At 68.0% G+C, this 22,530-nt stretch carries 18 protein-coding genes and 1 riboswitch; of the genes, 11 read left to right on the top strand and 7 right to left on the bottom strand.

Translation table 11 applies throughout. The features are described 5' to 3' along the window. Positions 1-34: 34 nt before the first annotated feature. The 11 genes from secA2 (at position 35) to gcvP (ending at position 11,555) form a co-directional block, all read left to right on the top strand. Positions 35-2,371 (top strand): accessory Sec system translocase SecA2, encoded by a 2,337-nt coding sequence (gene secA2 / locus AU198_RS05055; protein WP_064346403.1) that lies wholly within the window; start codon positions 35-37, stop codon positions 2,369-2,371. Between the two features lie 9 nt (positions 2,372-2,380). Continuing rightward, positions 2,381-3,007: a CDP-alcohol phosphatidyltransferase family protein gene (locus AU198_RS05050; protein ID WP_064346402.1), complete on the top strand. Its 627-nt coding sequence runs from the start codon at positions 2,381-2,383 to the stop codon at positions 3,005-3,007. After that, complete coding sequence (locus AU198_RS05045; protein ID WP_064346401.1) at positions 3,004-3,921, top strand: DUF881 domain-containing protein; 918 nt, start codon at positions 3,004-3,006, stop codon at positions 3,919-3,921. The genes AU198_RS05050 and AU198_RS05045 overlap by 4 nt, the downstream gene beginning before the upstream one ends. A gap of 21 nt (positions 3,922-3,942) precedes the next feature. Continuing rightward, positions 3,943-4,275, top strand: coding sequence for a small basic family protein (locus AU198_RS05040; protein ID WP_064346400.1), 333 nt, complete (start codon positions 3,943-3,945; stop codon positions 4,273-4,275). A gap of 16 nt (positions 4,276-4,291) precedes the next feature. Next, complete coding sequence (locus AU198_RS05035) at positions 4,292-5,143, top strand: DUF881 domain-containing protein (RefSeq protein WP_064346399.1); 852 nt, start codon at positions 4,292-4,294, stop codon at positions 5,141-5,143. 47 nt (positions 5,144-5,190) lie between these two features. Then, positions 5,191-5,586, top strand: coding sequence for a glycine cleavage system protein GcvH (gene gcvH / locus AU198_RS05030; RefSeq protein WP_064346398.1), 396 nt, complete (start codon positions 5,191-5,193; stop codon positions 5,584-5,586). A gap of 134 nt (positions 5,587-5,720) precedes the next feature. Continuing rightward, the gene (gene garA, locus AU198_RS05025; RefSeq protein ID WP_064346397.1) at positions 5,721-6,200 is read left to right on the top strand and encodes a glycogen accumulation regulator GarA; all 480 of its coding nucleotides are present in this window, start codon (positions 5,721-5,723) and stop codon (positions 6,198-6,200) included. A 31-nt stretch (positions 6,201-6,231) separates the two neighbouring features. Beyond that, entirely contained in the window at positions 6,232-6,972 is a 741-nt protein-coding gene (gene ftsR / locus AU198_RS05020; RefSeq protein ID WP_064346396.1) for a transcriptional regulator FtsR, read from the top strand. A gap of 60 nt (positions 6,973-7,032) precedes the next feature. Continuing rightward, positions 7,033-7,527, top strand: coding sequence for a bifunctional nuclease family protein (locus AU198_RS05015; RefSeq protein ID WP_059098552.1), 495 nt, complete (start codon positions 7,033-7,035; stop codon positions 7,525-7,527). A gap of 223 nt (positions 7,528-7,750) precedes the next feature. Next, positions 7,751-8,386, top strand: coding sequence for a MerR family transcriptional regulator (locus AU198_RS05010; RefSeq protein WP_064346395.1), 636 nt, complete (start codon positions 7,751-7,753; stop codon positions 8,384-8,386). An 89-nt stretch (positions 8,387-8,475) separates the two neighbouring features. After that, positions 8,476-8,573: riboswitch (glycine riboswitch) on the top strand. 135 nt (positions 8,574-8,708) lie between these two features. Continuing rightward, entirely contained in the window at positions 8,709-11,555 is a 2,847-nt protein-coding gene (gene gcvP / locus AU198_RS05005; protein WP_064346394.1) for an aminomethyl-transferring glycine dehydrogenase, read from the top strand. A 108-nt stretch (positions 11,556-11,663) separates the two neighbouring features. Here the strand turns inward: gcvP and AU198_RS05000 are convergent, their stop codons facing one another. The 7 genes from AU198_RS05000 to gnd all read right to left on the bottom strand — a co-directional run bounded on the left by AU198_RS05000 (position 11,664) and on the right by gnd (position 22,496). Further along, positions 11,664-13,697, bottom strand: a complete 2,034-nt coding sequence (locus AU198_RS05000) for a substrate-binding domain-containing protein (protein ID WP_064346393.1) — start codon at positions 13,695-13,697, stop codon at positions 11,664-11,666. A 37-nt stretch (positions 13,698-13,734) separates the two neighbouring features. Further along, positions 13,735-15,942 (bottom strand): malate synthase G, encoded by a 2,208-nt coding sequence (locus AU198_RS04995; RefSeq protein ID WP_064346425.1) that lies wholly within the window; start codon positions 15,940-15,942, stop codon positions 13,735-13,737. 65 nt (positions 15,943-16,007) lie between these two features. Next, a complete protein-coding gene (locus AU198_RS04990; RefSeq protein ID WP_082690870.1) occupies positions 16,008-16,904 on the bottom strand; it encodes a 3-methyladenine DNA glycosylase in 897 nt (298 codons plus the stop codon). Continuing rightward, entirely contained in the window at positions 16,897-17,949 is a 1,053-nt protein-coding gene (locus AU198_RS04985) for a hemolysin family protein (RefSeq protein WP_064346392.1), read from the bottom strand. Before AU198_RS04985 ends, AU198_RS04990 begins: the two co-directional genes overlap by 8 nt. Further along, positions 17,942-19,312, bottom strand: coding sequence for a hemolysin family protein (locus AU198_RS04980; RefSeq protein ID WP_064346391.1), 1,371 nt, complete (start codon positions 19,310-19,312; stop codon positions 17,942-17,944). The genes AU198_RS04985 and AU198_RS04980 overlap by 8 nt, the downstream gene beginning before the upstream one ends. Positions 19,313-19,508: 196 nt before the next feature. Then, positions 19,509-20,945 carry a GuaB1 family IMP dehydrogenase-related protein gene (locus AU198_RS04975; protein ID WP_064346390.1) on the bottom strand — a complete coding sequence of 479 codons (1,437 nt, stop codon included), beginning with the start codon at positions 20,943-20,945 and terminating at the stop codon, positions 19,509-19,511. 87 nt (positions 20,946-21,032) lie between these two features. Next, positions 21,033-22,496 (bottom strand): NADP-dependent phosphogluconate dehydrogenase, encoded by a 1,464-nt coding sequence (gnd, locus tag AU198_RS04970; protein ID WP_064346389.1) that lies wholly within the window; start codon positions 22,494-22,496, stop codon positions 21,033-21,035. Between the last annotated feature and the right edge of the window lie 34 nt (positions 22,497-22,530).

Below are 22,530 nucleotides of genomic sequence, written 5' to 3'. Positions count from 1 at the left end.
TCGCCCCGAGGAACGCAGCGCGTACGGTAGCGGTGTGGCAAAGACGAAGACCCGCACTTCAGGCCGTGTCAGCAATAGGTTCTGGAAGCTGCTCGGCGCCAGCACCGACCGCAGCCAGGCGCAGTCGATGGCGCAGGTGCGCAGGTCGGCGGACTTCGATGAGAAGGCCGCGGCCCTCGACGACGAAAAGTTGAGCAAGGCCGCCAAGTTGCTGAACCTCGACGACCTCGCCGAGTCCACCGACATCCCGCAGTTCCTGGCCATCGCCAGGGAGGCCGCCGAGCGCACAACGTCGCTGCGGCCCTTCGACGTTCAGCTTCTGGGCGCGCTGCGCATGCTCGCAGGCGACGTGGTCGAGATGGCCACCGGCGAAGGCAAGACGCTCTCGGGTGCCATCGCGGCCGCCGGCTACGCCCTGGGTGGGCGCAGCGTGCACGTCATCACGATCAACGACTACCTCGCGCGCCGCGACGCCGAATGGATGGGCCCGCTGCTGGAGGCGCTGGGCCTGACGGTCGGCTGGATCACCGAAAGTTCGACGCCCGAGGAGCGCCGCACGGCCTACCAGTGCAACGTCACGTACGCCTCGGTGAACGAGATCGGGTTCGACGTGTTGCGCGACCAGTTGGTCACCGACGTCGCCGATCTGGTTTCACCGAACCCCGATGTCGCGTTGATCGACGAGGCCGACTCGGTGTTGGTCGACGAGGCGCTGGTTCCGCTGGTGCTGGCCGGCACCACCCATCGCGAGACGCCGAAGGTCGAGATCATCCGCATGGTCGGTGAACTCACGCCCGGCGTCGACTACGACACCGACACCGACAGCCGCAACGTCCACCTCACCGAGATCGGCGCACAGAAGATGGAGGCCAAACTCGGCGGCATCGACCTGTACTCCGAAGAGCACGTCTCGGGCACGCTGACCGAGATCAACGTGGCGCTGCACGCCCACGTGCTGCTGCAACGCGATGTGCACTACATCGTCCGCGACGACGCCGTGCACCTGATCAACGCCTCCCGCGGCCGCATCGCGCAGCTGCAGCGCTGGCCCGACGGCCTGCAGGCCGCGGTCGAGGCCAAGGAGGGGATCGAGACCACCGAGACCGGGGAGGTGCTCGACACCATCACGGTCCAGGCGCTGGTCAATCGGTACGCGACGGTGTGCGGTATGACCGGCACCGCGCTGGCGGCCGGTGAGCAGCTGCGCCAGTTCTACAAGCTGGGTGTGTCGCCGATCGAGCCGAACAAGCCGAACATCCGCGAGGACGAGCCCGACCGGGTGTACGTCACCGCGGCCGCCAAGAACGACGCGGTCGTCGAGCACATCAAGGAGGTCCACGAGACCCGGCAGCCGGTGCTCGTCGGCACCCGCGACGTCGCGGAATCCGAGGAGTTGCACGAGAAGCTCCTCAAGGCCGGTGTTCCCGCGGTCGTGCTCAACGCCAAGAACGACGCCGAGGAGGCCGCGGTGATCGCCGAGGCCGGCAAGCTGGGCAGCGTCACGGTGTCCACGCAGATGGCCGGCCGCGGCACCGACATCCGGCTCGGCGGTTCGGACGTGAGCGATCACGACGCCCGAAAAGATGAGGTCGCTGAACTCGGCGGACTGCACGTCATCGGGACCGGTCGCCACCACACCGAGCGGCTGGACAATCAGTTGCGCGGTCGCGCCGGCCGCCAGGGCGATCCCGGCTCGTCGGTGTTCTTCTCCAGCTGGGAAGACGACGTCGTGGTCGCGCATCTGGAGCCCAACAAGCTGCCGATGGAGACCGACGAGACCGGCCGCGTCGTCAGCCCCAAGGCGGCCAGCCTGCTCGACCACGCACAGCGCGTCGCCGAAGGCCGGATGCTGGACATCCACGCCAACAACTGGCGCTACAACCAGTTGATCGCCCAGCAGCGCGCGATCATTGTCGAACGGCGAAACACGTTGTTGCGCACACCCACAGCGCGCGAGGAGCTCGCCGAGCTGTCGCCGAAACGGTACGAGGAGGTCGTCGAACGGCTCGGTGAGGAGAAGCTGGAGACGATCTGCCGGTTGATCATGCTCTATCACCTCGACCGGGGCTGGGCAGATCACCTGGCGTATCTCGCCGACATCCGCGAGAGCATCCACCTGCGGGCGCTGGGCAACCAGACGCCGATCGACGAGTTCCACCGGATGGGCGTCGACGCGTTCGCGTCGTTGGCCGCCGACGCGATCGAGGCGGCCCAGCAGACGTTCGAGACGGCCCCCTCGATCGAGGACGAGCCCGGGGTCGACCTGTCCAAGCTGGCCCGCCCGACCTCGACGTGGACGTACATGGTGCACGACAACCCGCTCGCCGACGACTCGCTGTCGGCGCTGAGCCTGCCGGGCGTATTCCGCTAGGTTTAGCCCATGACCGAGGCGCATGGCCGGGTGCCTTCGCCGCCGGACGAGGCGGGTCAGGCCCGCAACCGGGTGCTCACCGTGCCCAACGTGCTCAGCGCGCTGCGGCTGGTGCTGGTGCCGGTCTTTTTGTGGCTCCTGCTCGTGGTGCACGCCAACGCGTGGGCGGTGGCCGTGCTGATGTTCAGCGGGTTCTCCGACTGGGCCGACGGCAAGATCGCCCGGCTGGTCGACAACCAGTCGTCGCGGCTGGGGGAGTTGCTCGACCCCGCGGTCGACCGCATCTACATGCTGACGGTCCCGATCGCCATGGGGGTTCACGGTTCGCTGCCGTGGTGGATCGTGCTCACCCTGATCGGGCGTGACGCCGTACTCGCCGCGACGCTGCCGCTGCTGCGCGGCCGCGGCCTGACCGCGCTTCCCGTCACCTATATCGGCAAGGCGGCCACGTTCGCGTTGATGTCGGGTCTGCCGCTGATCCTGTTGGGGCAGTGGGACGCCACGTGGAGCCGGGTGGTGCTGGCGATCGGGTGGGGCTTTCTGATCTGGGGCCTGCTGATGTACCTGTGGTCGGCGATGCTCTACCTGATCCAGGTGGGCATGGTGGTGCGCCAACTGCCGAAGGTGTCGCGATGACGCAGAGCTTCCGCAACACGCTCGGCGGCTACGACCCCGACTCGGGCCGCAACGCCCATGAAGCGAACCGGCCGACCAAGATCCCGGTGCCGTCGCTGCTGCGGTCGCTGTTGACCGAGCACCTCGACCCGGGGTACGCGGCGGCCGCCGAAGCGAGAGCCGCCGGCCGCGAACGACCGAGATGGCAACAGTGGGCATGGCAGCTGGCGGGTGCCCTGCTACTGGTGGTGGTGTTCGCCGCCGCGGTGGCACAGGCGCGCGCGACAGCCCCCGGCGTCCGCGAGACGCAGCACGTGCTCGCCGGCAGCGTGCGCACCGCGCAGGCCGACACCACCGCGGCCGCCGAGCGCCGGGACACGCTGGCGGCCGACGTAGACGACGAACGGCGCAGGCGCCTGGAGGGCGACGCGCGCGGCCAGCAGTTGCTCAGCCGCCTCGACGAGGCGAGCTTCGCCGCCGCGGCGACCCCCGTGATCGGGCCCGGGCTGACGATCACCGTCACCGACCCGGGCGCCTCCTCGGCGGACCTGAGCGACGTGTCCAAACAACGGGTTCCGGGCAGCCGGCAGGTGATCCTCGACCGCGACCTGCAACTGGTCGTCAACTCGCTGTGGGTCAGCGGCGCCGAAGCGCTGTCGGTCGGCGGGGTGCGGATCGGCCCCAATGTGACCATCCGACAGGCGGGCGGCGGCATCCTGGTCGACAATCAACCGATCAGCAGTCCTTACGTCGTCCTCGCGATCGGACCGCCGCACGCCATGCAGGAGGTGTTCGACCGCAGCCCCGGCCTGCAGCGGCTGCGTCTGCTGGAGGCCTCCTACGGTGTCGGGGTGAGCGTGAGCGCCGGCGACGGACTGCAGCTGCCGGCGGGCTCGGTCCGAGAAATCAACTTCGCCAAGCAGATTGGGCAATGACACGAACATGAAGTCAGACACATGATCGGAATCGCCGCACTGGTCGTGGGCGTCGTGCTCGGCCTGGTGTTCCGCCCCGACGTGCCCGAATTCGTCCAGCCGTACCTGCCGATCGCGGTCGTGGCCGCGCTCGACGCGGTCTTCGGCGGTCTGCGCGCGTACCTGGAGCGCATCTTCGACTCGAAGGTGTTCGTGGTGTCGTTCGTGTTCAACGTGTTGGTTGCCGCGCTGATCGTCTACCTCGGCGACCAGTTGGGCGTCGGCACGCAGCTGTCGACGGCGATCATCGTCGTACTCGGCATCCGGATCTTCGGCAACGCAGCCGCTTTGCGTCGCAGGTTGTTCGGCGCGTGACGACGAGGCATGGCCCATGAGTGAGCACACACCGCAGCACTCCGACCCCGACGAATCCGACGCCCGCCGCGCCGGCGGCGGCCGCCACGAGCTGCCGCCCGACGAACCGTCACAGGAGATCGGCGGTCTGCGCGCGGGCGGAATCGCCGGGGTGATGCGCCGGGGCCGCTCGCAGGTGGTGTTCGGGGCGCTGGCCGTGGTGTTGTGCGTACTGCTCGGGGTGGCGATCGTGACCCAGGTTCGCCAGAACGAATCCGGCGATTCGCTCGAGACGGCCCGGCCCGCTGACCTGTTGGTGCTGCTGGACTCGCTGCAACAGCGGGAGGCGGCGCTGAACACCGAGGTGACCGACCTGCAGCGCACCCTGGCGCAGCTGCAGGCGTCCGGCAGCAGCGACCAGGCCGCCATCGAGAACGCCCAAGCCAGGCTGGCCGCGCTGTCCATCCTGATCGGCACGGTGCCCGCGACCGGCCCCGGTGTGACGTTGACCATCACCGACACCACGCCCGGCGTGCCCGCCGAAACGCTGCTCGACGTCATCAACGAACTGCGCAACGCCGGCGCCGAGGCGATGGAGATCCGCGGTGGCGGCGCCGACGCGCCGGCCGCTGTGCGCGTCGGCGTCGACACCTGGGTCGTCGGCAACCCGGGCGCGCTGGTGATCGACGACATCACCATGAGGCCCCCGTATTCGGTTCTGGCCATTGGGGATCCGCCCACCCTGGCCGCGGCCATGACCATCCCCGGTGGCGCCATGGACAGCGTCGAACGGGTCGGCGGCAGCATGGCTGTGCAACAGTCCGACCGCGTCGACGTCACCGCCTTGCGGCAACCGAAACAGCGCCAATACGCTCAGCCAGTCAAATGAGGGTCGGTTGCCAACCCGGGCCGAACCGCTGAACAACGAGGAGCGCCGTGAGCGAAATCCCAGCCGACCTGCACTACACCGAGGAACACGAGTGGGTGCTGCGCACCGGCGAGGACACCGTGCGCGTCGGTATCACCGACTATGCCCAGGCGGCGCTCGGTGACGTGGTGTTCGTCCAGCTGCCCGACGTCGGCGCCGAGGTGACCGCCGGCGAGTCGTTCGGCGAGGTCGAGTCCACCAAGTCGGTGTCGGACCTGTACGCGCCCATTACCGCGAAAGTCGTTGCCGTCAACGGTGATCTCGAGGGGAGTCCGCAGCTCGTGAACTCCGATCCCTACGGGGAGGGTTGGCTGGTCGAGCTGCAGGCAGACGCCGCCGCCCTGGGGGAGGGGCTGAGCACGCTGCTGGACGCCGACGGCTACCGCGGCACAGTGAGCGAGTGACGGGTTGTTAGGGTTTTGCAGACCGGACGCCAACTAGGGCGGATCCGGCGGTGGTGGGCACAATCGCGCTCGCCGCGCGGTACGGTCGACAACAGAGACGCGGTATCGCCACAGCAGCCAGTTAGGAGCAGCGGGTGACGGAAAACGACCAGAACTCTGGGACCGACCAGACGTCTGACGAAGTCACCGTGGAAACGACATCCGTCTTCCGCGCCGACTTCCTCAACGAACTGGACGCCCCGGCCACGGCGGGGGCCGAGGGCGCCGTTTCGGGCGTCGAAGGTCTGCCTGCCGGATCGGCGCTGCTGGTCGTCAAGCGCGGGCCGAACGCGGGTTCCCGGTTCCTGCTCGACCAGCCCACCACGTCGGCCGGTCGGCATCCCGACAGCGACATCTTTCTCGACGACGTCACGGTGAGCCGTAGGCACGCCGAGTTCCGCCTCGAGAGCGGCGAGTTCCAGGTGGTCGACGTCGGCAGCCTCAACGGCACCTACGTCAACCGCGAACCCGTGGACTCCGCGGTGCTCGCCAACGGCGACGAGGTGCAGATCGGAAAGTTCCGCCTGGTGTTTCTCACCGGCCCGAAGAACGACGACAGCGGTCAGGCCGGCTAGTGGTCGACCAGCGCATGCGCGAAGAGTAACGATGGGTGCACCCGACACTCCCGCGCTCACTGGGATGTCGATCGGAGCGGTCCTCGATCTGCTGCGACCGGACTTCCCGGACGTGACCATTTCCAAGATCCGGTTCCTGGAGGCCGAAGGCCTGGTCACCCCGGAGCGCACCGCGTCGGGTTACCGGCGGTTCACCGCCTACGACTGCGCTCGCCTGCGGTTCATCCTCACCGCCCAACGCGACCAGTACCTGCCGTTGAAGGTGATCAAGGCTCAGCTGGACGCACAACCCGACGGCGAGCTGCCCGAAAACGGAACGGCCTACGGGGTACCGCGTTTGGTTCCGGTGTCTGCTGACGGCGCCGACAATCCCGCGGGTGCGGCTGCGGTGGCGCCGACGCAGGTGCGGCTGTCCCGGGAGGATCTGCTGGCGCGCTCGGGCGTCGGAGAGGAACTGCTGGGTGCGCTCGTCAAGGCCGGGATCATCACCGCAGGACGTGGCGGATTCTTCGACGAGCATTCGGTGGTGATCGCCCAGTGTGCGCGCGCCCTGGAGGATTACGGTGTCGAGCCGCGGCATCTGCGGGCGTTCCGGTCGGCGGCTGATCGGCAGTCCGATCTGATCGCCCAGATCGCCGGGCCAATCGTCAAGGCCAACAAGGCCGGCGCCCGCGACCGGGCCGACGACCTGGCACGTGAAGTGGCGGCCCTGGCGATCACCTTGCACACATCGTTGATCAAGTCGGCGGTGCGCGACGTACTGGATCGCTGAGGATTAGACTCGAAGCGATGGCTTACAGGCTCGCTTCTTCGGTGCGGAGGGCAGACGCAGATGGGTGAGGTTCGTGTGGTCGGCATTCGCGTGGAGCAGCCGCAGAACCAGCCGGTGCTGCTGCTGCGGGAGTCCAACGGTGACCGGTATCTGCCCATCTGGATCGGCCAGTCGGAGGCGGCCGCGATAGCACTCGAACAGCAGGGCGTCGAGCCGGCCCGGCCGCTGACGCATGATCTGATCCGAGATGTCATTGCCGCGCTTGGTCATTCGCTCAAAGAGGTGCGCATCGTCGACCTGCAGGAAGGCACCTTCTACGCCGACCTGATCTTCGACCGCGACATCAAGGTGTCGGCCCGCCCGTCGGACTCCGTGGCGATCGCGCTGCGGGTCGGGGTGCCGATCTACGTCGAGGAAGCGGTGCTGGCCGAGGCCGGGCTGATCATTCCCGACGAGAACGACGACGAAGCGGCGGGCGCGGTGCGCGAGGACGAGGTCGAAAAGTTCAAGGAGTTCCTCGACAGCGTCTCACCGGACGACTTCAAGGCGACCTAGCTCCATCGACACCCTGCGGGTTTGTCACGGAAGCGTCTCGTCGCTTCGACACGCGGCGCAGGGTTTTCCCATCGGCGGATTGGGCAGCCATACTTTGGGGGCCGGACCACTGATGGGCAGTCCACAGACGGCGAGAAGCGTATGCTCGACTCACTCGGGCTTGGCAAATGTGTGCCCCACGCAGGTCACAGACGCGGGTTCGATCGGCGAGAGGAATCTAGAAGTGGGAGACACGCCACGTCAGGAGCAGCTGGACCTCACCGCTGCTAGCGGCCCCGCGGATTCAGAACTGACCAAGACCCCGGAACCGGCCGGAGAGCCCGTCCAGGCCGGACTTTTCCCCGACAACTCCGTTCCCGACGAGCTCGTCGGCTACCGCGGCCCCAGCGCCTGTCAGATCGCCGGCATCACCTACCGCCAACTCGACTACTGGGCACGGACATCACTGGTCGTGCCGTCCATCCGCAGCGCGGCCGGCTCAGGCAGCCAGCGGCTGTACTCGTTCAAGGACATCCTGGTCCTCAAGATCGTCAAACGCCTGCTCGACACCGGCATCTCGCTGCACAACATCCGCGTCGCCGTCGACCATCTGCGTCAGCGCGGGGTTCGCGATCTGGCCAACATCACGCTGTTCTCCGATGGCACCACGGTCTACGAGTGCACGTCGGCAGAAGAGGTCGTCGACCTGCTGCAGGGCGGTCAGGGCGTGTTCGGCATCGCGGTTTCGGGCGCCATGCGGGAGTTGACCGGCGCAATCGCAGATTTCCCGGGTGAGCGCGCCGACGGCGGCGAGTCGATCGCGGCTCCCGAGGACGAGCTGGCATCGCGGCGCAAGCACCGCGACCGCAAGATCGGCTGACCCGTTCCGGCCGCTATCGGACCAGCCCAATCGCGACTCCGGATGCAATCGTCACGATCGGTTGACTGCCGGTAAACTCGTCAACGCATCGCGCTTGTGCGGGAGAGTTTCGTGGCGGCCAGTCACGGACGCCGAAGGAGCAATACCTCTCCGTCAACCTCTCAGGCACCCGGACCGCGCAGGCCCCGATGCCTCTGGAAAGCGGTAAGCGCGCTGCTTACCCGCCCATGGGGAAAGGCGGATACGCCGAATCTCTCAGGCACCGACGACAGAGGGGGAGGAGCCAGCGGTCCTCTGCCTGCACGCGTCTGGAGTAGCCCGAGTGTTCGACCACCACCAGCCCACCTTCGCCGACCGCCACATCGGACCGGATGCGGACGCCGTCGCCACCATGCTCGAGACGATCGGCGTCTCCTCACTCGACGCACTCGCCGAGAAGGCGCTGCCGTCGGGCATCCTCGACGCGCTGTCGGCCGACGGTCAGGCGCCGGGCCTCGACCGGCTGCCAGCGGCCGCCACCGAGGAGGAGGCACTGGCCGAACTGCGCGCACTCGCCGGCGTGAACACGGTGGCCGTGTCGATGATCGGCCAGGGCTACTACGACACGCTGACCCCACCGGTGTTGCGCCGCAACATTCTTGAAAACCCCGCCTGGTACACCGCCTACACGCCGTATCAACCGGAGATCAGCCAGGGCCGCCTCGAGGCGTTGCTCAACTTTCAGACCATGGTGACCGACCTGACCGCCCTCGAGGTCGCCAACGCGTCCATGCTCGACGAGGGCACCGCGGCGGCCGAGGCGATGACGCTGATGCACCGCGCCGTACGCGGGCCGTCGAACCGGCTGGCCGTCGACGCCGACCTGTTCCGCCAGAGTGCCGCGGTGCTGGCCACCCGCGCCGAGCCGCTCGGCATCGAGATCGTCACCGCCGATCTGACCCAGGGGTTGCCCGACGGCGAGTTCTTCGGCGTCGTCGCGCAGCTGCCGGGGGCCAGCGGCGTCGTCGTGGACTGGAGCGAGCTCGTAGCCCAAGCCCACGACCGCGGGGCGTTGGTTGCGATCGGTGCAGACCTGCTGGCGTTGACGCTGCTCACCCCGCCCGGTGAGATCGGCGCCGACGTCGCGTTCGGAAGCACTCAAAGGTTGGGCGTGCCAATGGGTTTCGGTGGCCCGCACGCGGGATACCTGGCCGTGCACGCCAAGCAAGCGCGCCAGCTGCCGGGCCGCCTGGTCGGGGTGTCGCTCGACGCCGACGGCGCGCCGGCGTACCGGCTGGCGTTGCAGACCCGCGAGCAGCACATCCGCCGCGACAAGGCCACGAGCAACATCTGCACCGCGCAAGTGCTGCTCGCGGTGATGGCCGCGATGTATGTCAGCTACCACGGGGCCGACGGTCTGACCGGAATCGCGCACCGGGTGCACGAGCGGGCGCGAGCCGTGGCAGCCGGGCTGACGGCGGCCGGGGTGCAGATCGCGCACCGCTCGTTCTTCGACACCGTTCTGGCTTCGGTACCCGGCCGGGCCGCGGCGGTACGCGATGCCGCCAAGGCACGCGGTATCAACGTCTGGCTGGTCGACGACGACCATGTCTCGGTGTCGTGCGACGAGGTGACCACCGCCGCACACGTCGAGGCGGTGCTGTCGGCCTTCTCGGCGACACCGGTCGATACGGAGTTCGACGGCCCCCGCATCGCGACGCGCACGTCGGAGTTCCTGACTCATCCGGCGTTCACGCGCTACCGCACCGAAACCGAGATGATGCGTTACCTGCGGTCGTTGGCCGACAAGGACATCGCCTTGGACCGCAGCATGATCCCGCTCGGATCGTGCACGATGAAACTCAACGCGGCCGCCGAGATGGAGCCGATCACCTGGCCGGAGTTCGCGCGCCAGCATCCGTTCGCACCGGCGTCCGACACCCCGGGTCTGCGGAAGTTGATCGCGGACCTCGAGCAGTGGCTGATCGACATCACCGGCTACGACGCGGTGTCGCTGCAGCCAAACGCCGGCTCGCAGGGCGAGTACGCCGGCCTGCTGGCGATCCAGGCGTATCACGCCGAGCGCGGTGAGCCCGGCCGCGATGTCTGCCTCATCCCGTCCAGCGCGCACGGCACCAATGCGGCCTCGGCGGCGTTGGCGGGTATGCGGGTCGTCGTGGTGGCGTGCCGGGCGAACGGCGACGTCGACCTCGACGACCTGCGCGCGAAGGTGAGCAAGCACGCGAATCGACTGTCGGCGTTGATGATCACCTACCCGTCGACGCACGGGGTGTACGAGCACGACATCGCCGACATCTGCGCGGCCGTCCACGATGCGGGCGGTCAGGTGTACGTCGACGGCGCCAACCTCAACGCGCTCGTCGGCCTGGCCCGGCCCGGCCGGTTCGGCGGCGACGTGAGCCACCTCAACCTGCACAAGACGTTCTGCATCCCGCACGGCGGTGGGGGCCCCGGCGTCGGCCCGGTCGCGGTGCGCGCGCACCTCGCGCCGTACCTGCCCGGCCATCCGCTCGCCGAGGAACTCCCGGACAAGTCCGCGGTGTCGGCGGCGCCGTACGGGTCGGCGTCGATCCTGCCGATCAGTTGGGCTTACATCCGGATGATGGGTGCAGGCGGGCTGCGCGCCGCGTCGCTGACCGCGATCGCGTCGGCCAACTACATCGCGCGTCGCCTCGACGAGTACTACCCGGTGCTCTACACCGGAGAGAACGGCATGGTCGCCCACGAGTGCATCCTCGACCTGCGCACCATCACCAAGCAGACCGGCGTGACCGTCGACGATGTGGCGAAGCGGTTGGCCGACTACGGTTTCCACGCACCCACGATGAGCTTCCCGGTCGCGGGCACGCTGATGGTCGAGCCCACCGAGAGCGAAAGCCTCGCCGAGGTCGACGCGTTCTGCGCGGCGATGATCGCGATTCGCGGTGAGATCGACAAGGTCGGTGACGGCACCTGGCCCGCCGAGGACAACCCGTTGCGCAATGCACCGCACACCGCGGAGTCCCTGCTGGTGGACGACTGGAACCACGCCTACACCCGCGAGCAGGCGGCGTATCCGCTGGGCAAGAACTATCGCCCGAAGGTGTGGCCGCCGGTGCGTCGCATCGACGGTGCGTACGGCGACCGCAACCTGGTGTGCTCGTGCCCGCCGGTCGAGGCCTTCGCGTGACGGACGCCCGCCCATAGCGCCCGCCCATAGCTCCGAGTGTGGGCTCGACACACGTTCAAGCGTCGAAAAGCGTGCGGGTAACCCACGTTCGGCGAATAGCGCGGCAGGCTAACCGAGGAAATTCGCGATCGCGGCCGTCAGCTCGGGGGAGTCGGAGCTGGCGAGGTTCTGGTAGCTGCCGCCGCTGATCTCGGCCACGGCCTCCCACGTCGCGCGATCGGAGTCCGGACCGAAGTCGATGACGTTGACGGCCACCGGCCTGGCCTCGTCGAACGCGCCGCGGACGTACTGCTGCAACCCTTCTCCGTTGAGGGTCTGGTCGGTGTGCGGCCCGGCGGTGATCACGAGGATCGAATTCTGCTGTCCCTCACGGAAATTCGCCATCGCTTCGGTGTAGACCAGCCGCAGCGTGGTGAACGAGACCGCACCCCCGCCGGAGGCGGACTGTTCGTCCAGAGCCGCCGTCAACGCCGCCGACCGGGGCAGGCCGTCGACTTGATCGCTCAGCGGTCCGGTGCTCACCTCCGAGCGGCCCGCGGTGCCGTCGAACGTCCACAGCCCCACCGCCGACGAGGCCGGTAACGCCTGCAACCGCGCGTTGAGCGCGGCGACGACGTTCTGCAGCCGGCTCCGTCCGCCTTCGTCGGTGGGCATCGACTGGTCGAGCATGATCGTCACCGCCGGGTTGGCCGCCGGGGCGGTCAACGCGTCGGCCAGCCGCGCGCGCGTCTGGTCGTCGCCCACCGACAGTGGAGCAGGCACCGGCCCGAAGTCCACGACGTCACTGTCGGGCAACGTCCCCTCCGGGGTGCGGAAACCGGCCTTCGCCAATTCCGCGAGTTGTTCGGGCTTCCGCATGAATCGGGCGAATTCGCTGGCGGCGCTCTTCTGCTCCTGCGACAGCCAATCGCCCGACACCAACACGGTCGGGTAATCGGCCATCGGCGCGGGGCCGGGCGGCAGCCATCCCGAGACCACACCGGCGGCATTCTGTAGACCGGTGCTGCGCTGATACAGCTGCTGTTCGGTGATCGCGACGGCATGCACGGGGGCCGCCGCCGGATCGGATGCATTGACCAACGCGTCGAACGCGGTAGAGGTCTTCTTGTCCGGCAGCTGCGGCTGGCCCGCCACCACCGTGTTCACCGCGCGGGTGCCGTCACTGGCCGGCGCGCCGGCCGGTACCGACGCGGCCGCAATCGCCTCCGCGGCCAGGTACGACGCATCGCTGTCGCCGCTCAGCGGCAGCACCAGCCGCAACGAGCCCCAACCGGGCAGATTCAGCCCGTCCAATGACGAGGGGTTGCTCTGCAGGGCCGGCAGGGTCGACCAGTTCTGTTGCGCCAGAGCGTTCTTCAACTCTGGTCGAACGGCCAGCACCACCGGTGACGTAGCCAGCGAGCGGCTGTCGATGATGGTTTGCGCTCCCGACGAGGCCTCGAGCCGGGCCGCCGACACCGAGCTGCCCGGAACCCACAGGGCGGGCCGATCGCCCAACCCCTGGGGCCAGGCCTCGGTGAAGCCGTTGACCACCTGGTCCGACTCGGCGGGTTTGACGCCGATCTTCACGCATTTGTCGGCCACCGGGGCAGCGGTCTCGTTGTACCGGTTGGCCAGCGACTGGATCGGCTCGGCGATGTTAGGGTCGGCCACCACCGCGACCGACAGCTCACCGTCGACGCACCGCGCGGCGGCTTGATCGGTGCGGTCGGACAACGCGTCACCGAAGAACCGCCACAGGATGACCGCGCCGACGAGCACCACGACCGCGACCAGGGCAGCGATGACTCCGACGCTGACGCCGCGCCTGCCCGGGGTCAGCGCTCGATGGCTACCCGTCCACTCGCCGCCCTCCCACTCGCCGCTGTGCTGCGGACCCGAGCGCGGCGGAGGAGCCGACCCACCGCTTCCGTGATCCGCGTAGTCGGCCTCGTGATCCGAGTAGCGCGGGCCTTCGGGACCATCCGCATAGCCGGAACGGTCGATATCGCCGTACTCGGAGCCGTAGCCCGCGTCCTGAGTTCCGGGCCCCGGTTCCGGACGGTCGCCGAGGTAGCCGAAGCGTTCGGTCTGCGACTCGTCGTGACGGTCGCCGAAATCGCCTGCCGAATCTTTGGGATCCGGTTTACTGTGCCTGCCCACTTCCGCCCTCTACTTGCGACGCCGACCGGTCACCGGATCACGCACCGCCGTGTGCGGCCTTGTATTCGCGGCGGCGCCGATGCAGGATCGGCTCGGTGTAGCCGTTCGGCTGTTCGGCTCCCGAGAGGATCAACTCCTGCGCGGCCTGGAACGCGATGTTGTGGTCCGGATCCGTTGCCATCGGCTTGAATTCGGGATCCTGCTCGTTCTGCTTGTCGACAATCGCGGCCATCCGCTTGAGGCTGGCCACCACATCGTCGGGTGTGATGACGCCGTGACGCAGCCAGTTCGCCAGCAGTTGGCTCGAAATGCGCAGCGTCGCACGGTCTTCCATCAGCGCAATGTTGTGGATGTCGGGCACCTTCGAGCAGCCGACACCAGCGTCGATCCAGCGCACCACGTACCCGAGGATCGACTGGCAGTTGTTGTCGACCTCTTCGCGGATCTCCTCGGGCGCCCACGCGAGCTCCTTGGCCAGCGGAACCGCCAGCAGCTGCTCGACGCTGGTGCGCTTTTCACCTTCGAGATCCTTGTGCACCGCGTACACATCGACCTCGTGGTAGTGCATGGCATGCAGCGTCGCCGCGGTCGGCGACGGCACCCACGCGGTGGTGGCACCGGCCTTGGGCTGGCCGATCTTCTGCTCGACCATGTCGGCCATCAAGTCGGTCATCGCCCACATGCCCTTGCCGATCTGGGCCTTGCCGGAGAAACCGGTGGCCAGACCGATGTCGACGTTCTGGTCCTCGTAGGCCTGGATCCACTGGGTGCTCTTCATCGCGCCCTTGCGGATCATCGGGCCGGCCTCCATCGAGGTGTGGATCTCGTCGCCGGTGCGGTCGAGGAAACCGGTGTTGATGAACACCACCCGGTCGGCGGCGGCCTTGACGCAGGCCTTCAGGTTGACAGTGGTGCGGCGCTCCTCGTCCATGATGCCGACCTTGAGGGTGTTGGCGGGCAACCCGAGCACATCCTCGACGCGGCTGAACAACTCGACCGTGTAGGCCACCTCGTCGGGGCCGTGCATCTTGGGCTTGACGATGTACACCGAACCGGTGCGGCTGTTGACCAAAGGACCGTTACCGTCGCCCGACTTGAGGCCGTGGATCGCGATGAGGCTGGTGAACAGCGCGTCCTGGATGCCCTCGAACACTTCGGCCTCTTCGCCGTTGCCGTCTGTCCTGACGATCGCATCGTTGGTCATCAGGTGGCCGACGTTGCGCACGAACAGCAGGCTGCGGCCGGGCAGGGTCAGCTCGCCTTCGCCGTCCGGGGTGGTGTAGGTGCGGTCCTCGTTGAGCTTGCGGGTGAAGGTCTCACCGCCCTTGGTCACCTCTTCGGTGAGGTCACCGCGGTTGAGGCCCAGCCAGTTCCGGTACCCGAGCACCTTGTCCTCGGCGTCGACGGCAGCGACCGAGTCCTCGAAGTCCATGATCGTGGTGACCGCGGATTCCAGGACGACGTCCTTGATGCCCGCGGCGTCGGTCGAACCGACGGGCGACTGCGGGTCGACGAGGATTTCGACATGTAATCCGTTGTTGCGCATCAGCACCGACCATTGCGGCGAGCCGAGCTCTCCGGTGTAACCGACGAACTGCTCGGGCGCGGCCAGCCCGACCGAGTTGCCGTCGCCGAGGTCGACGAGGAGCTGACGGTCGTCGATGCGTAGGCCGGTCGCCTCACTCCAGGAGCCGGACGCCAACGGTGCGGCGCCGTCGAGGAATCGGCGGGCGTAGGCGATGACCTTGTCGCCGCGAACCTTGTTGTAACTGCCGCCCTTCTCGGCGCCGTCGTCCTCGGAGATCACGTCGGTGCCGTAGAGCGCGTCGTAGAGTGAGCCCCAGCGGGCGTTCGCGGCGTTCAGCGCGAAGCGGGCGTTGAGGATCGGCACCACCAGCTGAGGTCCGGCGGTCGTGGTGATCTCGTCGTCGACGCCGGCAGTGGTGATCGTGAAGTCGTCGGGCTCGGGGAGCAGGTACCCGATCTCGGTGAGGAACGTCTTGTACGCGTCGTGGTCGAGCGGCTCGATGACCCGCTGCCGGTGCCACTTGTCGATGCGGGCCTGCAGGTCGTCGCGCCTGGCCAGCAGTTCTTCGTTCTTGGGCGTCAGATCGGCGACGACCTTGTCCACCCCGGACCAAAAGGTGTCGGGGTCGATGTCGGTGCCGGGCAACGCCTCGTTGTTGATGAAGTCGTACAGCACCCGGGCCACGCGCAGGTTCCCCACCGTCACGCGATCGGTCATCATTCCTCCTAGAACTGTCGTCCCAGCTTACCCAGCGGTAACCCGGCTTTTCCGCAACCGGCTGGTCAGCCGTCCCGGACAGCCGCGGTCAGGAGCCGTTCGCACTGATCGGCGAGGGCGGCCCGCAGCGGCGCCGCCCGCTCCGCGATGGTCTGCTGGATCCGCACGTATTCGGCGCGACCGGCCGGTGTCTCGATCGCGATCGGCTCGAATCCGTATTCGCGGAGATCATAGGGGCTGGCCCGCATGTCGAGTTCGCGGGCTTCGGCGGCCAGCTCGAGGCAGTCCATCACGAACTCGGAGTCGACGAGCGGGCCGAGCTTGAAAGACCACTTGTACAGATCCATCGCGGCGTGCAAACAGCCAGGTTGTTCCGTGGCGACCTGGCTCTGCCGGGTCAGCTGTTGGACGTTACGCGCGACGGCGGGTTCGGTGAAAAAGCGGAATGCGTCGAAGTGACTGCAGCGCAAAGGCATCGACTCGACGACCGCGTCGGTGCCCGCGGCGCCGAGCCGTAGCGGTACCCGGTCGTGGCGCACGGTCGGCGACCGGTAGACCATCGCCCACTCGTGCAGCCCGAAACAGTTCAGTCGGGCCGGGCGCGCCGCTGTCGCCCGCAACAGGCGGCCGACGAACCGGACGGTGTCGATGCGCGCCGACAGGTACTCGCGGCTCACCACCACACCGTCGGAGTCAGCGGCGTACCCCGTTCGGCCCAGGAAGCGCCGCGCGCCGCCGCCGGCCAGGGCGACCCCGAAGCCGGGGTGCCACACCCGCAGCCTGCCGGGTCGAAGGCTGTAGTAGGTGAACAGGAAGTCCCAGACCGGGTGGTTCTCACCACACCGGGCCCGGCGACGATGCGGTGAGCAGAACGCATCGACGCGGCGCTGATGCGCCCGCTCACGGGCGCTCCAGTCCGACTCGCCGAGCACGAGCACTGTGCGCACGGCGACGTCAGACACGGTGGGTCCCGTCGCGCACGGTGCCCACCAGGTCTTCGACGAGGTCCTCGAGCGCCACCATCGCTTCCACACTGCCGTCGGGTGCAGTCACCAGCGCCAGGTGGCTGTTGGTGCGCCGCAGCCGCGACAACGCGTCGGGCAACGGCAGCGACGCCGGCACCACCGGCAGTGGGCGCACCATCGAGAGGTCCAGCACGGCGTCGGGGTCGTTGACGAACGCCAGCACGTCCTTGATGTGCAGATAACCCAGGTAGGTCCCGGACGCGTCGGTGATGGGGAAGCGGGAGTAGCCCGTCTCGGCCAGCGCGTCTTCGACGGCACCCACCGTGGGTCCCGCCCCTTCGCGGGCCACGGACACCGTTCTGATGTCGCGCAGCGGGAATGCGACGTCCTTGACCGCGCGGTCACGGATCTGCAGGGCGCGGGTGAGCCTGCTGTGTTCCTCGGGATCGAGCAGCCCCTCGGACAGCGATTCGGCGATCATCTCCGACAACTCCACCGTCGATACCGTGACGTCGAGTTCGTCCTTGGGCTCCACCCGGAACATCCGCAGGACGATGTTGGCGCACCAGTTGTAGAACGCGATCAGGGGCCGCGCCATGCGGATCCACACCAGATAGGTCGGTATCAGCAACATGGCCGCCGACTCCGGGCCGGCGATCGCGATGTTCTTCGGCACCATCTCGCCGAGCAACACGTGCAGGATGACCACGATGGCCAGTGCGACGACGAAGGACACCGAGTGCAGCACAGCATCGGGTACGCCCACGGCGTCGAACGGCTTCTCCAGCAGATGCGCGACCGCGGGTTCACCGACGCGACCGAGCAGGATCGAGCAGATCGTGATGCCCAGCTGAGCGCCCGCGAGCATCAGCGAAAGGTGTTCACCGGCGCGGATCACGGTGACGGCGCTCTTCTTGCCCTGTTCGGCCAACGCCTCCAGTCGGTCGCGTCGCGCGGAGATCAACGCGAACTCCGACGCGACGAAGAACGCGTTGACGGCCAGCAGCAGCACCGTCAGCAGCACACCGAAGAGGTCACCCATCGGCGTTTCTCCCGTCGGACTCGCCGCTGCGGCCCAGTTCGGTCAGCTCCAGCAGGTCGATGCGGCGGCCGTCCATCCGCAGCACAGTGGCCAGCCAGCGGTTCGGGTTCTCGATCGGACCATCGGGGTCGAACGCTTCAAGCTCGACCGACTCACCCTCGTCGGGGATGTGGCCCAGCTTCTCGAGGACCAGGCCGCCGATCGTCTCGTAGTCACCCTCGGGGGCGCGGAACGCCGTGGCGCCTGCGACCTCGTCGATGCGCAGCAGGCCCGATATCTGCCAGCCGCGGCCCGCGGGCACCACGTCGGGCGCCTCGTCGTCGTGCTCATCGCGGACGTCGCCGACGATCTCCTCGATCAGGTCCTCCACCGTGACCATGCCCGCGGTCCCGCCGTATTCGTCGACCACCAGCGCGGTCTGCAGCCCGTTGGCGCGGATCTGGGTCATCACGGTGTCGCCGTCCAGGGTCGAGGGCACCTTGGCGACCGGTAGCGCCAGCGTGGCCAGCCGGGTGGTGGCGCGTTCGTCGGTCGGCACCTCGAAAACCTGCTTGACGTGCGCAATCCCGATCGTCTCGTCGAGGTCTCCGCGGACGATGGGGAACCGTGAGTATCCCGTCCTGATCGCGGCGGTGACCAACTCGGCGACCGTCGCGTCGGCGTCGAGGGCCTCGATCTTCTGCCTGGGTGTCATGAGCTCCTCGGCGGAGCGATCCCCGAACCGCAGCGACCGGTCGACCAACACCGCGGTGACGGGGTCCAGTGCGCCGCTGCGGGCCGAACTGCGCACCAGCGACACCAGTTCCTGTGGGGAGCGCGCCGAGCGCAGTTCCTCGGCGGGCTCGATGCCGAGGCGGCGCAGGATCATGTTGGCCGTTCCGTTGGTCAGCCGTATCAGCGGCGTGAACAGCGCGGAGAACAACAGCTGCGGTCCGGCCGACCAGCGCGCCGTCGGCACGGGCCGCGCGACGGCGAGGTTCTTCGGCACCAGCTCGCCGAACACCATAGAGATCGAGGTGGCGATCGCGATCGCCAGAACCAGCGCCAATCCGCCGGTGTAGCTCGGGGGTATTCCGATCGCGTCCAGGCCGGGGTGGATCAACCGCGCGACGACGGGTTCGGCCAGGTAGCCGGTCGCCAGCGTGGTGATCGAGATGCCCACCTGGGCGCCGGACAGCTGGAACGACAGCGTGCGGTGCGCCCGTTGGACCATCTTGTCGCGCCGGTGGCCGCTGCGTGCGTTGGCATCGACGGTGCTGCGCTCGAGCGCGGTCAGCGAGAACTCGGCGGCGACGAACACTGCGGTGCCCGCCGTCAGCAACACGATTGCCAGCAGCGACAGCAACGTCGAGGCGACGCTCATCGGGGTGTCCCCGCGCAGGTGCCGGGCCTGTTGCCCGGCCGTCTAGAGGAAGGCTCGGCGTCGGGAGGCTCGGGCCGCTCGGCCCGGTAGGCACCCTCCGTGACCCGGGCCTCGACGGGTGCCTGCGGCACGGGATCCCTTTCGCGTAGAGGACTGAAGGAGACCCATGGTAACGGGTGATCTTGCGGGGGAGGGATCACCAGCCCGTGGGCAGCGGGTGCCCCTCGGCGAAGCCCGCCGCCGACTGCACGCCGAGCACCACCTTCTCGTGCAGTTCGGCCAGACTCGCGGCGCCGACGTAGGTGCAGGTGCTGCGCAGACCGGACGTGATGTGGTCGAGCAGGTCCTCGACGCCTCCGCGGGACGGGTCCAGACCCATTCGCGACGTCGAAATGCCCTCTTCGAACAGCGCCTTGCGGGCCCGGTCGAACGACCCGTCACCGGCAGTGCGGGCGGCCACCGCGCGTTTGGACGCCATTCCGTAGCTCTCCTTGAACGGCCGGTTGTCACGATCGCGCATCAGGTCGCCGGGGGACTCATAGGTGCCCGCGAACCACGAGCCGATCATCACGTTGGACGCGCCCGCGGCCAATGCCAGTGCGACATCCCGCGGATGCCGGATGCCGCCGTCCGCCCACACGCGAGCGCCCAATTGCCTTGCCGCGGCAGCACATTCAACAACCGCGGAAAACTGGGGCCGCCCCACGCCTGTCATCATGCGCGTGGTACACATCGCGCCCGGTCCGACACCCACCTTCACGATCGTTGCGCCTGCGCTGAGCAGATCCCTGGTGCCCTCGGCGGAAACCACGTTGCCCGCGGCCAGCGGCAGCCCGAGGTCCAGCGACGAGACCGCCTTGATCGCGTCGAGCATCTTCACCTGGTGTCCGTGGGCGGTGTCGATCACCAGCAGGTCCACACCGACCTCGGCCAGGCTGCGCGCCTTGGCGCCGACGTCGCCGTTGATCCCGACCGCGGCCGCGATCCGTAGCCGGCCCCGGTCGTCGACCGCGGGTGTGTAGATGCCCGCCCGGACCGCGCCGGTCCGCGTCAGCACGCCTGCCAGCGTCCCGTCGCTCTCGGTGAGCACCGCCACGTCGACCGGCGCGTGCTCGAGCAGGTCGAACACCTTGCGGGGCTCGGTGCCCACCGGCGCGGTGACGAAGTCCGAGACGGCGACGTCCCGCACGCGGGTGAACCGGTCGACGCCCTCGCAGTTCGCCTCGGTGACCAGGCCGATCGGCCTGCCCTCGAAGACGACGACCGCGGCGCCGTGGGCCCGTTTGTGGATCAGGGCGGTCGCATCCGAGACCGAGTCGTCGGGGGAGAGCACCACGGGGGTGTCGACGACCAGATCGCGGCTCTTGACGAAATCGACGGTCTGTTTCACCGCCGAGATCGGCAGATCCTGCGGCAGCACGACGATGCCGCCGCGGCGGGCCACGGTCTCGGCCATCCTGCGGCCGGCGACGGCGGTCATGTTCGCGACCACGACGGGGATCGTGGTGCCCGAGCCGTCGGCGGTCGACAGGTCGACGTCCATCCGTGATTGGACATCGGAGCGTCCCGGGACGATGAAGACGTCGTTGTAGGTCAGGTCATATGCGGGTTTGTGCCCGTCGAGAAATCGCATGTCGGCTCAAGTCTAGTTGTCGCCGAGACCGCACAGAGGTAGCGATTGAGCCCGATATCGCGATCTGTGCGCAGTTTCGGGGAGGTCTCAGGCCTCGACTTCGCTGAGGTCCCCGCTCCACAACGTGTGGAATCGTTTGGCTGGGTCGGTGTCGATCCGCCCGTAGGTGTGCGCGCCGAAATAGTCACGCAGCCCCTGGGTGAGCGCGGCCGGCAGGCGCTCCTGACGCAACCCGTCGTAGTAGGACAGCGCCGAGGAGAAGCCGGGAATCGGAATGCCGAGTTCGGTGGCCTTGACAACGACGCGCCGCCAGCTGTCGATGGCGGTCTCGATCGCGTCGCGGAAGTAGGGGTCGACGATCAGCGTCGGCAGGTCGGGGTTGTTGTCGAAGGCGTCGGTGATCCGGTTGAGGAATTTGGCCCGGATGATGCAGCCGCCGCGCCAGATCCTGGCCATGTCGCCGGGGGTGATGTTCCAGTCGTACTCGGCGCTGCCGGCCTGGATCTGGTTGAAGCCCTGCGCGTAGGCGATGATCTTCGACGCGTACAGCGCCTGCCGGATGTCTTCGATGAATCGTGCTGCGTCGGCGGGCTTTTCGCCGAGTTCACCGGAGGCCAGGCCGGTCGTGGCCTTGCGCTGGGTCACCGATCCGGACAGTGCGCGGGCGAACACGGCCTCGGCGATCCCGGTCACCGGGACGCCGAGATCGAGCGCCGATTTCACCGTCCAGCGTCCGGTGCCCTTCTGCTCGGCCTCGTCGAGGATGACGTCGACGAGCGGTTTACCGGTCTTGGCGTCGGTCTGGCGTAACACCTTCGCGGTGATCTCGACCAGGAAGCTGTCCAGGTCGCCGGAGTTCCATTCGTCGAAGACGTCGGCGATCTCGCCCGCTGACTTGCCCAGCCCGTCGCGCAGCAGCTGGTAGGCCTCGCCGATCAACTGCATATCGGAGTACTCGATGCCGTTGTGGACCATCTTCACGAAGTGGCCCGCGCCGTCGGGACCGATGTGGGTGCAGCACGGGACGCCGTCGACATGCGCGGAGATCTCCTCGAGCAGCGGGCCCAGCGACTTGTAGGACTCGGCCGGGCCGCCGGGCATGATCGACGGACCGTTGAGCGCGCCCTCCTCGCCGCCCGAGATGCCGGCGCCGACGAAGTGCAGCCCGCGTTCGCGCATCGCCTTCTCGCGGCGAATCGTGTCGGTGTAGAGCGCGTTGCCGCCGTCGATGATGATGTCGCCTTCCTCCATCGCGTCGGCGAGTTCGTTGATCACCGCGTCGGTGGGGTCGCCGGCCTTGACCATGATCAGCACACGGCGCGGCTTCTCGAGCGCGTCGAGGAATTCGGCGATGGTCTCGCTGCGCACGAACTTTCCCTCGGAGCCGTGCTGCTGCAGCAGCGCGTCGGTCTTGGCGATCGAGCGGTTGTGCAGCGCGACCGTGTACCCGTGTCGGGCGAAGTTGCGCGCGATGTTCGATCCCATGACGGCAAGCCCGGTCACCCCGATCTGAGCGGTACCGGTGGTCGATGCGGAAGCGTCAGAGCTCATACGGGCAGCCTTTCGTTGTTTTGTTGTGTGAACG

Origin of the sequence: Mycobacterium sp. GA-1199 (assembly GCF_001500045.1) — a bacterium.
In the GTDB taxonomy this organism is placed as follows: domain Bacteria; phylum Actinomycetota; class Actinomycetes; order Mycobacteriales; family Mycobacteriaceae; genus Mycobacterium.
This window is presented reverse-complemented; position numbering and strand designations above follow the sequence as displayed.

Bases quoted from the DNA above. Each gene is read 5' to 3' on its own strand.
- AU198_RS05050 (WP_064346402.1), top strand. From the start codon at position 2,381: ATGACCGAGGCGCATGGCCGGGTGCCTTCGCCGCCGGACGAGGCGGGT.
- AU198_RS05045 (WP_064346401.1), top strand. From the start codon at position 3,004: ATGACGCAGAGCTTCCGCAACACGCTCGGCGGCTACGACCCCGACTCG.
- AU198_RS05040 (WP_064346400.1), top strand. From the start codon at position 3,943: ATGATCGGAATCGCCGCACTGGTCGTGGGCGTCGTGCTCGGCCTGGTG.
- AU198_RS05035 (WP_064346399.1), top strand. From the start codon at position 4,292: ATGAGTGAGCACACACCGCAGCACTCCGACCCCGACGAATCCGACGCC.
- ftsR (WP_064346396.1), top strand. From the start codon at position 6,232: ATGGGTGCACCCGACACTCCCGCGCTCACTGGGATGTCGATCGGAGCG.
- AU198_RS05015 (WP_059098552.1), top strand. From the start codon at position 7,033: ATGGGTGAGGTTCGTGTGGTCGGCATTCGCGTGGAGCAGCCGCAGAAC.
- AU198_RS04995 (WP_064346425.1), bottom strand. From the start codon at position 15,942: ATGACCGATCGCGTGACGGTGGGGAACCTGCGCGTGGCCCGGGTGCTG.
- AU198_RS04985 (WP_064346392.1), bottom strand. From the start codon at position 17,949: ATGGGTGACCTCTTCGGTGTGCTGCTGACGGTGCTGCTGCTGGCCGTC.
- AU198_RS04980 (WP_064346391.1), bottom strand. From the start codon at position 19,312: ATGAGCGTCGCCTCGACGTTGCTGTCGCTGCTGGCAATCGTGTTGCTG.
- AU198_RS04975 (WP_064346390.1), bottom strand. From the start codon at position 20,945: ATGCGATTTCTCGACGGGCACAAACCCGCATATGACCTGACCTACAAC.
- gnd (WP_064346389.1), bottom strand. From the start codon at position 22,496: ATGAGCTCTGACGCTTCCGCATCGACCACCGGTACCGCTCAGATCGGG.